The 17,228-nt window shown below is 73.0% G+C and carries 11 protein-coding genes; 9 read left to right on the plus strand and 2 right to left on the minus strand.

Annotation, left to right across the window (positions count from 1 at the left end):
* Positions 1-953, minus strand: a 953-nt coding sequence (locus AC3ET3_RS33635; protein WP_432139853.1) for an alpha/beta hydrolase family protein, incomplete at its 3' end; no start/stop codon positions are given.
* A 624-nt stretch (positions 954-1,577) separates the two neighbouring features.
* Positions 1,578-2,771, minus strand: a complete 1,194-nt coding sequence (locus tag AC3ET3_RS33640) for a helix-turn-helix domain-containing protein (RefSeq protein WP_432139854.1) — start codon at positions 2,769-2,771, stop codon at positions 1,578-1,580.
* Positions 2,772-2,896: 125 nt separating this feature from the next.
* Here AC3ET3_RS33640 and AC3ET3_RS33645 point away from each other — a divergent pair, with 125 nt between their 5' ends.
* The 9 genes from AC3ET3_RS33645 (at position 2,897) to AC3ET3_RS33685 (ending at position 17,194) form a co-directional block, all read left to right on the plus strand.
* A complete protein-coding gene (locus tag AC3ET3_RS33645; RefSeq protein WP_432139855.1) occupies positions 2,897-3,511 on the plus strand; it encodes a toll/interleukin-1 receptor domain-containing protein in 615 nt (204 codons plus the stop codon).
* A 10-nt stretch (positions 3,512-3,521) separates the two neighbouring features.
* Positions 3,522-5,741 carry an outer membrane protein assembly factor BamB family protein gene (locus tag AC3ET3_RS33650; protein ID WP_435613514.1) on the plus strand — a complete coding sequence of 740 codons (2,220 nt, stop codon included), beginning with the start codon at positions 3,522-3,524 and terminating at the stop codon, positions 5,739-5,741.
* 16 nt (positions 5,742-5,757) lie between these two features.
* Positions 5,758-6,189 (plus strand): hypothetical protein, encoded by a 432-nt coding sequence (locus tag AC3ET3_RS33655; protein WP_432139857.1) that lies wholly within the window; start codon positions 5,758-5,760, stop codon positions 6,187-6,189.
* A complete protein-coding gene (locus AC3ET3_RS33660) occupies positions 6,186-10,070 on the plus strand; it encodes an nSTAND1 domain-containing NTPase (protein ID WP_435613515.1) in 3,885 nt (1,294 codons plus the stop codon). Before AC3ET3_RS33655 ends, AC3ET3_RS33660 begins: the two co-directional genes overlap by 4 nt.
* 327 nt (positions 10,071-10,397) lie before the next feature.
* A complete protein-coding gene (locus AC3ET3_RS33665; protein ID WP_435613516.1) occupies positions 10,398-14,060 on the plus strand; it encodes an ALF repeat-containing protein in 3,663 nt (1,220 codons plus the stop codon).
* Positions 14,060-14,476 (plus strand): DUF7674 family protein, encoded by a 417-nt coding sequence (locus AC3ET3_RS33670; protein ID WP_432156716.1) that lies wholly within the window; start codon positions 14,060-14,062, stop codon positions 14,474-14,476. Before AC3ET3_RS33665 ends, AC3ET3_RS33670 begins: the two co-directional genes overlap by 1 nt.
* A gap of 614 nt (positions 14,477-15,090) precedes the next feature.
* Positions 15,091-16,083, plus strand: coding sequence for a dihydroxyacetone kinase subunit DhaK (dhaK, locus tag AC3ET3_RS33675; protein ID WP_432139861.1), 993 nt, complete (start codon positions 15,091-15,093; stop codon positions 16,081-16,083).
* Positions 16,084-16,129: 46 nt separating this feature from the next.
* Positions 16,130-16,729: a dihydroxyacetone kinase subunit DhaL gene (dhaL, locus tag AC3ET3_RS33680; RefSeq protein ID WP_435613517.1), complete on the plus strand. Its 600-nt coding sequence runs from the start codon at positions 16,130-16,132 to the stop codon at positions 16,727-16,729.
* A gap of 45 nt (positions 16,730-16,774) precedes the next feature.
* Positions 16,775-17,194: a PTS-dependent dihydroxyacetone kinase phosphotransferase subunit DhaM gene (locus AC3ET3_RS33685; protein WP_432139863.1), complete on the plus strand. Its 420-nt coding sequence runs from the start codon at positions 16,775-16,777 to the stop codon at positions 17,192-17,194.
* Positions 17,195-17,228 lie beyond the last annotated feature (34 nt).

The raw sequence follows: 17,228 nt of genomic DNA on the forward strand, positions 1-17,228 counted from the left end.
GTGGGAGCGGAAGTGAGGTCGGATTCCCAGGCCGTGGTGGAGGTGTTGGAGGTCGCGTCGGCGGCGAGGCGGTCGCGGGCGACGGTGTCGGCGTACAGACTCCAGCGCATCCAGTCCACGTAAGTGGCCACCGTCTGCGTGTAGTTGTAGCCGCTCCAGATGTACTGGTCGTGCCCGGTGCCACGGTGGGTGAGGAATGCCTTGGGTGCGGGCAGCTCGCCGTAGGCCTGGCGCGCGGAGGAGTACTGGCAGATCGGGTCCTGGTCGCCGTGGACGAACAGCACCTTGGCCTTGACCGCGCTGCTGGGGTTGCCCATGTCGACGCAGGCGAAGGGGACGGCGGCGGCTATCCGGCTGTCCGGCCACGCGGTCAGCAGCCCGTGGGTGGTCATGCCGCCCAGCGAGTGGCCCGCGACACCGACTCCGACGGTGGTGTCGAGGTGCCCGGCGAAGGGGTCGCCGGCCGTGGTGGCGAGGGCGAGGGTGTTGGTGATGACCTGGGAGACGTCCATGGACTGGTTGCCGTTGTAGACGTCCTGGATATTGCCCGAAGTGCCGCTGGAGGTAGTGGGGAAGACGGGGGCGGGGACGACGAATCCGGCCTCGGCCAGGGGGCGGATCAGCGGTGCGTAGCTCTCGGGGTTGCCGCCGAGGCCGTGGCTGAACTCGCAGACGGGGAAGACGCCGTCGGCGATGGGGGCGTTGACGACAGGACTGCCGCCGGGGGCGCCGGAGGCTGGGTAGAAGATCCGGGTGGTCAACCGGCGGTTGCCGCGGCTCCACGCGTACTCCCTCACCCCGATGGCGAAGCGCCGGGTCGGCGCGGCTGCCAGGGACGACGGGGACGACGGGGATGACGGGGATGCGGTCGCCGCGGGGGCGCCGTACGCGTGGACCGCGGCGACGGCTCCGGCCACGCCGAATCCCAGGAAGACGCGCCTGTCGATGGCCATGTTGTTCTCCCTGTCGGAGGGTGCGGGTGGATGGGGGGATGGGGGATGGCTGAGCGTCCGCTCCGGGGGCTACGTGCTGTCAGAGAGCGGAAGTGGCACGTACAGGTAGCAGGTGACTTGTGGCAGGTGGCAGGTGACTTGTGGCAGGTGGCAGGTGGCAGGTGGCGAGGGTCATGCGGGCGCGACGACGAGCGACGCCGCACTCTCGAGCGACGGGCGACGGGCGGCCATGGCCCGGATCTTCGGCGGTGCTGGGGACGGCTCGTGACTGACACCGAAGCAAAGAGCGAGCAACCGTCTCTCGGACCGTCCCGCCGGCCGATCTGACAATTGTTCGGCATTTCGTTCAACGTTCGCGAACTTGAACGGAGAGTAGGTTGGGGCTGATGAGGTGTCAATCACCGGAGGTGACGCCTTACGGTCACGTTGCGGGCGGTTCCGAAGCGCCGTTCGGGTGGGGGCCCTCGAACGAGACCGGTGAAGGCTCGAAACACCATCGAAATACCACCGCCGGAACCATGCGATTCGGGAGGTAGATGCCGGTTCATCGGCGCTCCCCCGAGGCCCCCCTTTCGAAAGTCAACGAATTCGACCTTCCCGGCCCGTTGTCCGAAATCCGCCCTGTCAGCCGATTGCGAGCGCTGCCGACGCGTCGATGAGGGCGAGTTGGCCCGGGCGGGCCCTCCGGGTCCGGGCCTGTTCGACGAAACGGCCCAGGTCCGCGCGGACGGTGGCCGAGTCGATGCGCTTGATCACGGGCAGCGTGGCCCCGACGATCTGGCAGGCGTCGTCGAGGCGCCCGGCACCGGCCAGGGCAATCGCCTCCCGCACCGCGAAGCGGGCCTGGGAGTTGCTGTCCCCCGGGACGGCCGGCCGGCGCCGGCGCTCGGCGGCGAACAGGTCGGCGGCCGACTCGTAGCGACGGAGGCTGAGCATGCAGGAGGCCTCGAGGAGCCGGGGGTTGCCGTTCTCGATGCGCGGACCCCAGTCAGGCGCCGGATCTCCGACGGCCTCGGCGGCGTGGCTCCTGAACCGCTCCAGTGCCTCCCGGCAGGCCCCGGCGTCACCACGGCGCGCATGCCCCTGGGCCGCGCGTCGCGCGGCGTGCGCGCGGATCGCCGGGGTGGCCGCAGGGTGCCGGGACGCCTGGTCGGCGAATTCGATCGCCGCGAAGGTGTCACCGCGATGCTGGGCGATGAACGCCCTGCGGACCAGGGCGTAGGCGGCCACCGTCGCGTCCCCGCCCTGGGTGCCCCAGCGGACGGCGAGACTCGTCCAGCGCAACGCCTCGGCGGGATTCCCCGCCTCTTGCGCCATCCACCCGGTGTATTCGGCGAACCGGGAGGCCAGCAGCCAGATCTGGGCCCGCTGCTCGCCGACGGCCCGCGGACCCGTGTCCGTCAGAACCCGCGTGATCGACTTCATGGAGGCCGTGACGAACCTCGGTCCGGTGGATCTGCCGATGTCCTTCAGCTCCCGCAGAACCCGCTCGTATCCGGCGACCACCGGGCCGGCGTCGACGACGCACTCGGGCCGGGCGGCGCGGCGGCCGGCTCCGGCCAGCTCGGCGAGTTCCCCGCCCGTGCCCAGGGCCGCGTCGCATGCCGCCGCCACAGCGGGCGTCGGGTTGCGCAGCCCGTTCTCCAGATTGCAGATCTGCCCTTCCGACACGTTCGCGCGCCGGGCGAACTCGCGCACACTCCAGCCCCGACGTGCCCGAAGTGCGGCCAGGACGACGCCGAAGTCGCCCGGCGGCAGGCGCGAGCCGGTCGTTTCCCCTGCCGAGGCCGCGTGGGCCGCTCTGTCCGCCGGGTCCATACCGGCCAGCGTACGGAGCGCTGCGGACGCTTTTCAATCCTCGGCGAATAGCCACCGGGCGTTGTGAAGCGCCCCTAGTGTGAGCACGATCCCTACCGTCAAGACCTGCACGAGAGGGGGCAATTGTGCCGCGTATCTTCCTCAGTTTCCGCAAACCGGACTCCCGGTGGATGCGAGACCGCGTCCACCGCGCGCTGGCCGACCGCTTAGGCGCCGACCAAATCTTCAAGTCGGGCCGGTCGATTCCGCCGGGGGCCGATTTCGCCGAGATCCTGCGGCGGCAGGCCGCCGAGTGCGAACTCATGTGCGTACTGATCGGCCCCGGATGGCTCGACGCGCGGGGCGAGGACGGTGTGCGGCTCCTGGACCGCGCTCACGACTGGGTCCGCGTCGAGATCGCGACAGCCCTGCGGGCGGGAAACCGCGTCGTCCCGGTACTTCTGGGTGACGCGACGATGCTCCCCGACGCCTCGGCGCTGCCGGCGGAGATCGCGAAACTGGCACGCCTGCAGTTCCTCCGCGTTCCGGAGACCCATCTGGCGGAAGGGCTGGCGCAGTTGGGCGACGCGGTGACCGCTCTGCTGTCCGACGTCGGCGCCCACGGCGACCCCGCTGACGCACCCGGGCACGGCTCGGCGCCGGCCACCGGTTCGGAGCCGTCGACGACCATGACGGCCCATGTGTCCGGCGGTGGCAGCGCCTATCAGGCGGCCCGTGACCAGACGATCAGGCTGGTGTGAGGGGCGGACGATGGATCATCCCGGAACAGACGGTACTCGTCGGATCGGGCCGTACACGCTGCTCGGACGGCAGCGCACGGTCGGCGGGGGCGAGGTCTCCGCGGCGCGCGCGGACGACGGACCGCTCGTCTCGGTCACGGTCGTAAGACCCGAACTCGCGGCGGCCCCGGAGTTCCGGGACCGGTTCCGCGACGCCGTCGAGGCGGCACGGACGCTGTCCGACGCCTTCCTCGTACCGGTGGTGGATGCCGACGCCGACGGGCCGGTTCCGTGGCTGGCGACCGAGTTCACCGCCGGACTGCCGCTGCGGCAGGCGGTCGACCGGCACGGCCCGCTGTCCGAACCGGCTCTGCGGGTGCTCGCCGACGGCCTCGCCCGGGCTCTGGCCGCACTCCACGGGGCCGGGACGGTCCACGGCGAGGTGAGCCCGGACTCGGTGCTGCTGACCATGGACGGCCCCCGCATCACCGTCCTGGGAATCGTGGGGGTTGCCGTCAGTCCGGCCCCCACACCGGCGGACGACATGTTCGACCTCGGGTCGACCGTGCTGTTCGCAGCTTCCGGAGACGAGCCGGACACCGACGCTCTCCCCGTGTCGCTGCGCGAGGTGATCCGCGGCTGCCTGTACCCGGAACCACCGGACCGTCCCACCGCGGAGCAGCTCGTCGACTACCTGAGGCGCCAGGACCTGCCGGCCCCGGACGGCAGTTGGCTGCCGCCGGCGGTGACCGCCGACCTGGCCGCCGCGACTGCGGCGGTGGGGTCGGCGGCCGCCGGGAGCGTCGGCCGGGGCCCGTTTCCTCCCTCGCCGGCGCCCACCGCCGGCACGGGACTCAGCCGCCGGAAGCTGATCATCGGTCTGGCCGGGTGCACTGCCGTACTCGGTGGAGCGGCGGCGGCACTCGCCTTGTCCGGTGACTCGACACCGGCACCCGACCGGGCCGGCGGTTCCGAGGCCACCGCGCGGCCGGCCTCTCCGTCAGGCACGCGGTCCAGGTCCGCCTCGTCCGCGCCGCCGTCTGCCGCGGACGGTCCGGAACCGGTCGTCCTGGCCGGGCCCGACGCCACCAAGGCATGGTCGGGCACCGGGAAACATCCGCCCACCTGCCTGGAGGCGTCCGACAGGGTGGTCATGGTGGTCACGGACACCGCCACGTCCTTCCTGGACGCCTCCACCGGGAAGTCCGTGTTCCCCCAGCTGAACACGACCAACGACTTCGGAACGACCAGCCTCAAGTACCCGACGGCGTACGCGGACGGAGTGTTCTACCTCCTCTGCGACACACCGAGTCGGTCAGGCCTGCTTGCGGCGTTCGACGCCACCAGCGGGAAGGCCAAGTGGGCGACGAAGATGGCCGACGTCGATGCCGGCGGCACGCGTACGGCGATGTACCTGAGCAACTACGTGGCGGTCTCGGGCGCCACGGTGTACGTGTGCGGGCAGGTGCGCGAGTTGGACGGGGAGTTCTCGACCAAGTCGGCGAGCACCGGCTACATCCGTGCGTTCGACGCGGCGACCGGCAAGGGACTGTGGCGGGTCAAGGGCACGGACATCAACAACGTGCTCGTGCCGCCCGCCGGTTCTCATCTGCTGGCCACCTCCTCCGTTCCGGACAGGAAACCCGGCCGGGTCCAGATGATCGATGCCGGCAGGAAAGGCGCCCGCGGCTGGAACGTCTCCGTCCCGCACGCCGCGTTCTACTTCAACCCGGGCTGGCCGCTGACGTGCTACGCCGCCGGGCTGTTCCTGTTCGCCGGCGGCAACGGCGACACGCTGTTCGCCGTCGACGCCGCCACGGGCAGCGAGAAGTGGCATCAGCGCTTCGAGGCGAAGAGCGGGGACCAGGTCCAGATCGGCGCCCCGTTCTCCAGCCTGGACGGCACTGCCGTATACGTACCGGTCGGCAGCGACCTGGCCGCACTGGCCGCGGCCGACGGCACTCCCCAGTGGGTGGCGCGGCTCGACGGGGCCGGCGACATGGGCGGTTCCAACATGTTCAACGCCTCCCTCAGGATCTCCGGCAAGAGCGCGCAGTGTTCGGCCGACACCGTCTTCGTCACCGACGCCGCCAAGACGCTGTGGGCCATCGACGCGACAACCGGCAGGGCCCGGTGGAGGTACGGCGACCCCGGGCAGCCGGACGTGGGGTTCCTTTGGACGGTGGGCGGCGACCGTGTGTTCATCGCCTCCCACCTGACACTGACCGCGATCGCGGCTCACGGGCGGTAAGGGACAAGGAGAAGACATGGAGACGAGTGTGGAACTCGCCGGCCTGGCATCGGCGGCCGCGGCACGCCTGATCGACCTGCTGGCGACGGACGGCTGGGCCGCGGTCAAGTCCTCGGTCCTGTCGCTGTGGCGGTCCGCGCACCCGGAACGCGTGGAGGAGGAACTCGCCGATGCGCGCGGCGAGTTGCTCCAGGCACAGCAGACGGGCGACGGCCAGGAGCTCCAAGGGCTGCTGGTCGCCGAGTGGCAGGCCCGCATCGTCCGGCTGATGGCCACCCGGCCGGACGCCGTCGAGGAGCTGCGCGCGCTGTTCGGCGAGGAACCGCGCCCTGCCGGAACCACGGAACAGCAGATCACGGGCTCGACGACGCTGGAGGCGCACGTCCGCGGCGGCGACGCGTTCCTGGCCGGCCGGGACATGACCGTCACCAGAGGCGGACAGGCGTGACGGAACGCGGCACCGGTGCCCCGCCCCCCGACGGCCCGCCCCTCTGGCAGCCGAAGCGGCAGGAGGCGAGCGCGACCGGCGGCGGCAGCGTCTTCCAGGCCGGCCGTGACCTGCACGTTCGCCTCGGCGACCAGGGGCGCCGAACGCTGCCCGGCCCCGGCGCCGACACAGTGCTCTGCCCGTACCCGGGCTTGGCCCCGTTCGGCACGCGGCACAAGCAGTGGTTCCACGGCCGTGAACGCATGGTTCACCTCGTGTGCGAGCGCATGGACGCCCGGATGCGCGAGGGCGGCCCGCTGGTGCTGATCGGCCCCTCGGGAGCAGGGAAGTCGTCCCTGCTCGCGGCCGGGGTCCTGCCGGCCCTGGACGACGGCCGGCTCCCGGTGGCCGGTTCGAGTACCTGGCCGCGGCTGCTGCTGACCCCGACGGCGTCCCCGGTCCTGGCACTGGCGGCCGCCGCCGGGCTCGACGCCGAGACCGCCCGGCGCACGGCACCGGCGTGGCGGGCCGATCCCGCACACTGCCTCGCCGAGCTGCGCGAGATCACCGGAGCCGGCGATCCGTTGCCCAACGGGGAGTCCCCCTCCGCGGGCCTGGTCGTCGTGGTCGACCAGTTCGAGGAGGTCTTCACGGCCTGCGGCGACGAGACCGAACGGCAGTGGCTCATCGACGTGCTCGACCGTCTGGCCCGGCCCACGGGCGGCGCGGTCGTGGTGCTGGGAGTGCGCGCGGACTTCTACGCCGCGTGCACGGCCCATCCGCAGCTGCGGGCGGCGCTGCGGGCCGGACCGGTCCTGCTGGAGCCGATGACGGAGGACGAACTCAAGGACGCCATCCGCCGGCCGGCCGGCAGCGTGGGACTCGACGTCGAAGACGGCCTGGTCGAGCTGCTGCTGGCGGATCTGGGCGCGGTCGGGGGACCGGTCGGTACGGGCGCCGCGGGCCGGCTGCCGCTGCTCGCGCACGCACTGCGGGCCACCTGGCAGCAGCGCCACGGCCACACGCTCACCGTGGACGGATACCGCGTCACCGGCGGTATCCAGGGCGCCATCGCCACCACGGCGAACAGGCTCTACGACACCCTGCCGCCGCCCTGTCACGAGGCCGCGCGGTGGGTGTTCCTGCGGCTCGTCATCGTGGGACGCGACGCCGACGACAGCCGTCGGCGTGTCCGGTACGACGAACTGCTGCGTCACGCGCCGGACCGGGAAGCGGCCGTCAGGGTCCTGGACGACTTCACCCGTGGCCGGCTGCTGACCCGGGACCAGGACACGGTGGTGATGACACACGAGGTGCTCATCCGCGCGTGGCCCAGGCTCCGGGACTGGATCGAGCACGACCGCAGCGGCAACCTCGTACGACAGGACCTGGAGGAGGCGGCCGCGCTCTGGGAAGAGGCCGGCCGGGAGGCGGGCGCGCTGTACCGCGGCAACCGCCTGGAGGCCGCCCTCGCCTGGGCCGACACGCACGGGCCGGAACTCAGTGCCTCGGCCGGGGCGTTCCTGGCGGCCGCACGCCGACACCAGCGGCGCGGGCAACGGCTCCGGCGTGCCGCCGTCGCCACCATCACCGCCCTGGCCGTGGTCGCCTCGCTGGCCGCGGTGTTCGCCTTCCGGCAGGAATCCCGTGCCCGGTCCGCCGCCGCCGAGGCCCTGCAGGCCCGCGACCAGGCCATCAACGCCGCCGTCACCTCCGCCTCCGTGCAACTGGCGCGGACCGATCCCTCGCTGGCCGCTCAACTCGCGCTGACGGCTTACCGCATGGACCCGACCCCGGAGGCGGCGTCCCGGCTGATCTCGACCGAGAACACCCCGCTGGCCACCCGGCTTCCCGGCCCGCGGGGCGCGGTGTTCACCGTTGCCTACAGCCCCGACGGGCACATGCTGGCGGCCGGGAGCGTCGACCGGAACCTCGTCCGGCTGTGGGACGTCTCCGATCCCGGCCGTCCGGTGGCGCTGGGCCGGCCCGTGCCGGTGGACCGTTCCGTCAACTCGGTCCGGTCGCTCGCGTTCAGCCCGGACGGCCGGGTGCTGGCCGTCGGCGGCCACACCAGCAACAACGGTGACGGCGGCTCCGGCGGCTTCGTCGACCTGTGGAGCCTGACCAGCCCCAGCCACCCGGTCCTGCTCGGCCGGCCGAAGAGCCCCGCCGTTCAGGGCTGGGACGCCGCGACCGCCGTCGAATCGCTGGCGTTCGGTCCCGACGGCCGTACCCTGGCCGCCGGATGGCGCGCCGGAATCGTCAGCCTGTGGAACGTCACAGACCCCGACGACGTCCACCCCGTAGGAGCGCCGCTGAACCTCGGCTGCCCCGACGTCTTCTCCCGTCGCATCGCGTTCAGCCCCGTCGGGCACACCCTGGCCGCCGCCTGTGACGACGACGCCGGCACCATCCGCCTGTGGGACACCACCGACCCGGACCACCCCGGCCGCGGCCGCTCCCTGAAGACCGGGAGCCGCGTCCACTGCCTGGCGTTCAGCCCCGACAGCCACACCCTGGCCGCCGGGTCCGGAGACAGCACGGTCCACCTGTGGAAGATCGCGGACGCGGACCGCCCCACCCCTCTGGGCAAGCCCCTGAAGGGTCCCACCCAGCCCGTCATGTCGGTGGCGTTCAGCCCGGACGGTCACACCCTGGCCGCCGGCAGCGCCGACCGCACCATCCATCTGTGGAACGTCACCCACGCCCGGACCATCGGCCTCCTGGGCCGGCCGCTGACCGGTCCCGGCGACGCGGTGACCGACGTGGTGTTCAGCCCGGACAGCCGCACCCTCGCCGCCGGGAACACCGACGGCAACGTCGACCTGTGGAGTCTGCCGCCGACACGCGTCGTCGGCGGCGGCGGCAACGTGGCATCCGTGGCGTTCAGCCCCGACGGGCGCACCCTGGCCGCCGGGAACCAGAACACCACCGTCTCCCTGTGGAACACCGCCGACCCCGGCCACCCCGCTCCCCGCGGCGCTCCGCTCACCGGACCCGAGAAGCCGGTCGACGCCGTGGCGTTCAGTCCGGACGGGCGCACCCTGGCCGCGGGCGACGGCGGCGGCACCGTCACGTTGTGGAACACCGCCGACCCCAGCCGTCCCGTTCGCCTCCGTGAGTCCCTCACCGGAGCGGGCGGGCCCATTTTCTCCCTGGCGTTCAGCCCCGACGGGCGCACCCTGGCCGCGGCCGGCGACGACGAGTTCGGCCGCATCGCCCTGTGGGACGTCAGCGACCCGGCACAGCCCGGCTCCCGGCCCGACATCTCCAATTCCCACACGTCGTCCGTCTTCTCCCTGGCGTTCAGCCCCGACAGCACGATGCTGGCGGCGGGCGGCGACGGCAGCAACGGCACCGTCGGACTGTGGAGCACGACGGACCCCGGGGTCCGCATCGGTGAACCGATACCGACCGCCACCAGCACCTGGGTGGCGTTCAGCCCGGACGGACGCACGCTCGCCACCGGGAACAGCCGCGGCACCATCACCCTGTGGAACGCCACCGACCCCCACCACCTCACGCGCAGGGGCAGTCCCCTGACCGTTCCCGGCGGCAGCCTGTGGTCGGTGGCGTTCAGCCCGGACGGGCGCACCCTCGCGGCGGCCGGCCACACCGACGACGGCACCATCAGCCTGTGGAACGTCACCGACCCCGACCACCCCACACCCATCGGCCGGCCGCTGACCGTGCAGACCGGGATCGTCGCCGTGCTGGCGTTCAGCCCGGACGGTCACACACTGGCCGCCACCACCGACGACGGCGTGGCCACGCTCTGGGACCTGAACGTCGAGTCCGCCATCGGCCGTATCTGCGCCGGGAGCCGGGGCGCCCTCACCCGGCAGCAATGGAGCCGATACGTTCCCCAACTGCCCTACGACCCACCCTGTGCGACCGCCTAGCCTCCCTCCCTCGTGACGACGCGTCGGATGCGTCGGCGGGCCGCTTCGGCCGTCCGGCCGGCCACGGACAGGTCCCGAGGGCCGGCCGTCCGGCTCTCCGGGCCGACAGCCCGCGCATACCTTTCTCCCCCATCCTTGCTTTCCGTCCGCTTTTTCAGGTCTTTACCGTGCTGAAATGCATCTCGACCGGGTCTCAATTCACTTGTCCGGCACGTGGATTGCTGTCGGCGGGCGCCTCACCGGCCAGAACTCGGCCAAGCCTGTGTGATGATCACAGGGGGGGGCTGAAAGGAGTGCCCCCCGAACCGACCATTCGGAGGAGGGGGAATGAAGAGAACGCAACGGAAGTCACGCCGGAGAACGCCGTTCGGGCTTCTCGGCAGCACGGCGCTCACCGTGGCGCTGACCATGCTCGGCTCGACGGCCGTCACCGCCACCGCGCACGCCGAGACCGGCGCGGAGGAGACGGTGACCGTCAGCGAGCGCGGGCAGGCCGTCGCGGCCTGGCGCACCGGCGGCCGGGCCACCCGCACGGCGGCCGAGGCGGCGCTCGTCGGCTCGGACGCGGAGGTGCACGCGTTCCTGGAGACCGGGCTGCGCATCGCGACCGAGGAGGACGAGCGCTTCCAGGTCCTGCGGCTGCTGAACTCCCAGGGACCCGGCGTCCGGCAGGCCGCGCAGCAGGCGCTGGCCGGCACCGCCGCCGACGTGCACGGCTTCCTCACGACCGGCTGGCAGGCCCCGTACGGGGACGACCTGCGCGTGGCCGTACTGCGGGAGATGAGCACCGGCGGCAGGGCGGTGCGGACCGCCGGGCAGGCCGCCCTGGACGCCGGCACCCCTGAAGCCCTGGAGAAGTTCCTCGCCACCGGCCTGCCGCGGGCGACCGCCGAGGACGAACGGGTCGAGCTGCTGGCCATCATGCAGGTCGGCGGCGCACGGGTGCAGCAGGCCGCGCAGGAGGCGCTGGGCGGCACCGCCGCCGACGTGCACGACTTCCTGGAGACCGGCCAGTACACCGCGCGCGCCCGCGACGAGGAGATGAGCTCCGTCGCCGAGCTCGCGCAGGTCGCCAAGAGCGCCGGCGACCGGGCGAAGAAGGAGACCGAGGCCGCCAAGGAGGCGTCGGAGCGCGCCGTCCAGGCCGCCAAGCTCGCCAAGGAGGCCGCGCAGCGCGCCGCTCAGGAGACCGCCGCCGCGCGGGACTCCGCCGAGAAGGCCACCCAGGCGGCGGGCCGTGCGGCCGACGCCGCCACCGCCGCCGCGAGCGCGGCCCGTACCGCGATCCAGGCCGCCAACACGGCGACCGCGGCGGCCCGTACGGCGGCCAACGCGGCCTCCGCCGCGGCTTCCGCGGCCGCCGCGGCGGGCGCGGCGGCGGCCCGTGCCTACAACCAGGCGACCGCCGCCTCCAAGGACGCCGGACAGGCCGCCGCGGCGAAGGCCGCCGCGCAGGCCGCCCGGGACGCGGCCTCCCGGGCCCGCACCGGAGCCGCCGCCGCGCTGAAGGCCGCCGAGGCCGTCGCGGAGGCCGTGACCTCGGCCCGGGCCGCCGCGAGTGCGGGCGCGCACGCCGCCGCCGCCGCGACCGCCGCCGCCGAGGCCGGCCAGTACTCGAACGTCTCCGCCGCCGAGTCGCGCCGCGCCGCGACCGCGGCGGCCCAGGCCCGTGCGGCCGCGGCCACCGCCGACCGGGCCGCCGCCACCGCCGAGGGGCTCGCCGCGAAGGCCGCCACTGCCGCCCGCGCGGCGCACACGGCGGCCAACGACGCGGCCGAGCACGCCGACGCCGCCGCGGCGGCGGCCGAGGAAGCCGCCGCGCACGCGGGCGAGGCCATCGACTACGCCAACAAGTCGACCGCGCACGCCACCGCCGCGCAGGCCGCCGCCACCGTGGCCTCGACCGCCGTGGACAAGGCGCGCGCCATCTTCGACGCCGCCCGCGCCACCGAGACCGCCCGGCTCCAGAACGAGAAGGAGGAGGGCATCCTCTCCGCGGAGGAGACCAAGCGCGAGGAGGACGCGGAGCAGGCCCGGCTGCACTGGGAGGAGGTCGAGGCGCAGCAGCGGGACGCGGAGACCCGCACCCTGCTGGCCGAGGCGACCGCCGACGGGGTGGACCCCGCCGTGGCGGCGGTCAAGGGCCGCAAGGCCGCGCTGCGGCTGCTGACCTCCGGCGGGCCCTGGACGGTCCGCGCGGCCGAGGACGCGCTGTCCGGCAGCGACGACGACGTGCGCACCTGGCTGGCCTCCGGCCGTGCCGTCGCCGAGGAGCAGGACGACCGGGCCCGCGTCGCCGGGCTCGCCGACAGCGGCATCACCGGGATGAAGGACCCCGCCGAGGCCGCGCTGGCCGGCACGCACGCCGACGTCGTGCGGTTCCTCGACGTCGGCCAGCACACCGTCCAGGCCGACGACTACCGGGTGAAGGTCCTGGAGATCGCCGACGCCGGAGGCACCGCCGTCAAGCGGGCCGCCGACGAGGCCATCAACGCCGGGACCACCGAGGCGCTGCGCGAGTTCCTGGCGACCGGGCAGTACTCCGCCCGCGAGGAGGACGACCGCCTCGCCACCCTGAATCTGCTGGAGACCGGCGGCCCGCAGGTCAAGGCCACCGCCGAGGTCGCGCTCGCCGGCCCGACCTGGATGCTGCACGACTTCGTCGCCGGGGTGCAGTACCGCTCCGCCAAGCTCGACAACGACGCCGCGGCCCATGTGGCGGGCGTCCAGAAGCTGATCGCGGGCGCCGCCCGCACGGCCGCCCTCGCCCAGCAGAACGCCGCCCTGGCGGCCGAGGCCTCGGCCAAGGCCCGCAACGCGGCGGAGGAGGCCGCCGGTTACGCACAGCAGGCCTCCGACTCCGCCAAGAAGGCCCAGGGGTACGCGGACGACGCCGCTCAGTCCGCGCGGGAGGCCGACGCGTCCGCCGCCAAGGCCGCCGAGTCGGCTCGTCTGGCCAGGAACGCGGCCGACCAGGCGAACACCGCCGCCACGTCCGCGACGAAGTCCGCCCACCGGGCCGCCGCGTCGGCCGCGCAGGCCCGCACCTACGCGTCCCTGGCGTACGCCTCCGCCGAGCGGGCCCGCGCCGCCGCCATCGCGGCCGCCAAGGACGCTGCCGAGGCCGCCCTGGCCGCCGCCGAGGCGCTGGCGATCTCCGCGCGGAAGCAGATGGAGGACGACCTGGCCCGCCGTGAGGCCGACGCCCCGCCGGGCGGCGAGGGCGCCGGAACCGTGGACGCGCTGGAGGAGTACGAGAACGGCGTCTTCCTGCTGGACTTCGACGGCACCTGCTACCTCAACGGCGTCGCGCTCCCGGACACCCCGGGCATCGGCTCCTGCAAGCAGCTCGCCGCGGACTTCGACGACTGGATCGGGGACTGGGCCGGGAACATCTTCTGGGACCAGCTCAAGAACCGCGACGACGCGGGCGCGATCCTGCTGGCCGCGTACTGCAACTACGAGGACACCCGGCCCTTCATCGGCCACAGCAACAAGGGCAAGTGCGGCCCGGAACTGCTGAAGCTGCTGGAGCCCGCCTACGGCAGCATGGTGGCGCCGTACTACCTGGAGGGCGGCGTCGGCTCCGGCCTCGCCAAGCTGTTCAAGAGGTTCGGCAAGAAGCTCGGCATCAAGGTCAAGCCGCCGATGAACGGCCTGGCGCACAACCGGGCGCTGTTCGAGCAGTACAAGGACATCCTGCTCAAGGACATGGCCAAGCCGTCGGTCAGCAACTCGGATCTGGCCCGGCACGTCGACTACCTGTTCCGGGCGAACGCCAAGATCGGCAACGGCAGCACGGCGGCGGCGGTCCGTTTCGAACTGTCCACCGGTGGCCGGGTGGGCGGGGCCAGTCACTCGCAGAAGGCCCGCGACTCCATCGCCTACCTGCAAAAATGGCTCACGAACAACCCGACCGCCAGCGCGAGCGACCGGTCGGTGGCGGAGCAGCTGATCCGCGACATGACCAACGCACTGAACGGAAAGTGATGCCGACCCCCGACTGGTTCCGTCATCTGCTCGCCGTCAGCGACGTGCTGGCGGACCGCGACCGCGCCGAGATCACGAGCTGGCGGGGCGGCGCGGACGACACCGCCGACGAGGACGACGTGCCGCCGCTCTCCCTGCGCCTGGCGGCGCTGGCGACGGCCTTCGCCGAACGGTCCGCCGAGCTGACGCCCGAGCGGACCGCGGAGATGTTCCGGATCCTGGAGGAGGTCCAGCGGTCGGGCGGCGAGTACGACCGCACGGCCGTGGCCACGGGCTTCTTCGAGGCACTGCTCAACGCCTGGGACGAAGGGTTCGCCCTCCAGGCTGTCTGGGTGTACATGGGCCCCGAGTCGCGGGCCCACTGCCTGGCCTGGAACAGGTTCGCCGGCATCGACTCACCGGACTGGATGCGCTGACCGGCGCACCGGACCGGCGAACGGCCCCGGAGGGGGAACCCTCCGGGGCCGTTTCGCGTCGGTGCGGGCGGCGGTGATCAGCGGATGGCCGCACCGAAGGCCTTCGCGGTGAGGGCCAGACCGTCCGAAGTCCGTGATCGGGGTCGCGGTGGACAAGGGACAAACGCGGACGCGAAGGCCGCCTTTCGTTTCTCGGCGCATTTCCGTGCAGCGGGGAAAAAGGTATCGAACACTCACCCGGTCGACGACCCTCGACACCCCCGCCATGAATTCCCCCGATCCTTGTCCACGCATTGGCGGCCCACGGGAACGGAATATGACGCACCGGTGAACCGGCACCGGCCGACAGGCTCAGGCCGGGCGGGCCGCACCCGCACCCGCACCCGCACCCGCACCCGCACAGGAAGCGAAGCCGGCGCACGTGCCCTTCACGACCACAAGGTCAATACTTCCGGCATGGGGACATGACCCGAGCCCGAACGGAGACATCGGGCACACTTGACGTGACATCACAGAAGTCCGCGGAACACCGGGATCAACAACCGCCCACACCATGTCCGACCTGCGGTGACGCAGGTCAATGACGTACCCGCTGAGATCTGATGGAGGTACCCATGAGGATGCTCATCAATGTCCCCGAAACCGTGGTCGCCGACGCTTTGCGAGGAATCGCGGCGGCGCACCCCGAGCTGGTCGTCGACGTGGAGAACCGGGTGATCGTACGGCGGGACGCGCCGGTCGCGGGGAAGGTGGCGCTGGTGTCCGGGGGCGGCTCGGGGCACGAGCCGCTGCACGGCGGGTTCGTGGGGCCGGGGATGCTGTCGGCGGCGTGCCCGGGGGAAGTGTTCACCTCGCCGGTGCCCGACCAGATGGTGCGCGCGGCGGCGGCCGTGGACAGCGGGGCCGGGGTGCTGTTCGTCGTGAAGAACTACACCGGTGACGTGCTGAACTTCGACATGGCGGCCGAACTCGCCGAGGACGAGGGTGTCCAGGTGGCCAGGGTGCTGGTCGACGACGACGTCGCGGTGACCGACAGCCTGTACACCGCCGGCCGGCGCGGTACCGGTGCCACCCTGTTCGTCGAGAAGATCGCGGGTGCCGCGGCCGACGAGGGGCAGCCGCTGGAGCGGGTGGAGGCCGTCGCCCGGCAGGTGAACGAACGCTCCCGCAGCTTCGGGGTGGCCCTCAGCGCCTGCACCACCCCGGCCAAGGGCAGCCCCACCTTCGAGCTGCCGGACGGCGAGCTGGAGCTCGGCATCGGCATCCACGGGGAGCCGGGGCGCGAGCGGCGGCCGATGATGACCTCCGGGGAGATCGCCGATGTCGCCCTCGACGCGATCCTGACCGACCGGTCGCCGCGCGGTCCGGTGCTGGCGCTGGTCAACGGCATGGGCGCGACCCCGCTGCTGGAGCTGTACGGCTTCAACGCCGAGGTGCAGCGGGTGCTCACCGAGCGCGGCGTGGCCGTCGCCCGCACGCTCGTCGGCAACTACGTCACCTCCCTCGACATGGCCGGTGCCTCGGTCACCCTCTGCGAGGTCGACGAGGAACTGCTGCGGCTGTGGGACGCGCCGGTGCGTACGCCGGCGCTGCGCTGGGGCATGTGAGAAGCGGGACCAGACGCTCGACCCACCCACCACGCAAGGAGATCACGTGCTCGACGCCGATTTCTTCCGCCGCTGGATGGCGGCGACGGCCGCCTCCGTGGACCGTGAGGCGGACCGGCTCACCGCCCTCGACTCCCCCATCGGCGACGCCGACCACGGCAGCAACCTGCAGCGCGGCTTCGCCGCGGTGACCGCCGTGCTGGACAAGGAGGCTCCCGCGGCCCCGGGCTCGGTCCTGACGCTGGCCGGCCGGCAGCTCATCTCCACCGTCGGCGGCGCCTCGGGACCGCTCTACGGCACGCTGCTGCGGCGTACCGGCAAGGCGCTCGGGGACGCCGCCGAGGTGAGCGCCGAGCAGCTGGCCGAGGCGCTGCGCGCGGGGGTGGAGGCGGTGATGCGGCTGGGCGGGGCCGCACCCGGCGACAAGACGATGATCGACGCGCTGGTCCCGGCCGTGGAGGCGCTGGACGAGGGGTTCGGTGCCGCCCGGGCCGCCGCCGAGCGGGGCGCCGAGGCGACGATCCCCTTGCAGGCCCGCAAAGGCCGGGCCAGCTATCTCGGCGAACGCAGCATCGGGCACCAGGATCCCGGCGCCACCTCGTCGGCGCTGCTGATCGCCGCTCTCGCCGAGGCGGACGGGGCGTGAGCGGGAGTGGAGGGGCGTGGGGGGACGACAGGGGGCGAGCAGCCGATGAATGACGACACGGGCGGGACGCCGGTCGGGATCGTACTGGTCTCGCACAGTGCCGAAGTGGCCGCTTCGGTGGCGGAGTTGGCGCGCGCCCTGGCTGGCGGCGGCACGGCGGTGCCGGTCGCCCCGGCGGGGGGCGCGGCGGGCGGGGGGCTCGGTACCAGCTCCGAGCTCATCGCTGCCGCGGCCGCGTCCGTGGACCGGGGTGCGGGGGTCGCCGTGCTGACCGATCTGGGCAGCGCCGTCCTCACCGTCAAGGCGCTGCTGGCCGAGGGTGACGAACTTCCGGAGGGGACGCGTCTCGTGGACGCCCCGTTCGTGGAGGGCGCCGTGGCCGCGGTGGTCACGGCCGCGGCCGGGGCCGACCTCGACGCGGTGGAGGCGGCGGCCACGGAGGCGTACGACTACCGGAAGCGGTGAGGCGTGCCGGGCAGCCGCGGCTCGGTCGGCTCCT

Source organism: Streptomyces sp. bgisy159, from assembly GCF_057707805.1.

Coding starts and splice junctions, on each gene's coding strand:
- AC3ET3_RS33640 (WP_432139854.1), bottom strand. CDS start 2,771: ATGGACCCGGCGGACAGAGCGGCCCACGCGGCCTCGGCAGGGGAAACG.
- AC3ET3_RS33650 (WP_435613514.1), top strand. CDS start 3,522: ATGGATCATCCCGGAACAGACGGTACTCGTCGGATCGGGCCGTACACG.
- AC3ET3_RS33655 (WP_432139857.1), top strand. CDS start 5,758: ATGGAGACGAGTGTGGAACTCGCCGGCCTGGCATCGGCGGCCGCGGCA.
- AC3ET3_RS33665 (WP_435613516.1), top strand. CDS start 10,398: ATGAAGAGAACGCAACGGAAGTCACGCCGGAGAACGCCGTTCGGGCTT.
- AC3ET3_RS33670 (WP_432156716.1), top strand. CDS start 14,060: ATGCCGACCCCCGACTGGTTCCGTCATCTGCTCGCCGTCAGCGACGTG.
- dhaK (WP_432139861.1), top strand. CDS start 15,091: ATGAGGATGCTCATCAATGTCCCCGAAACCGTGGTCGCCGACGCTTTG.
- AC3ET3_RS33685 (WP_432139863.1), top strand. CDS start 16,775: ATGAATGACGACACGGGCGGGACGCCGGTCGGGATCGTACTGGTCTCG.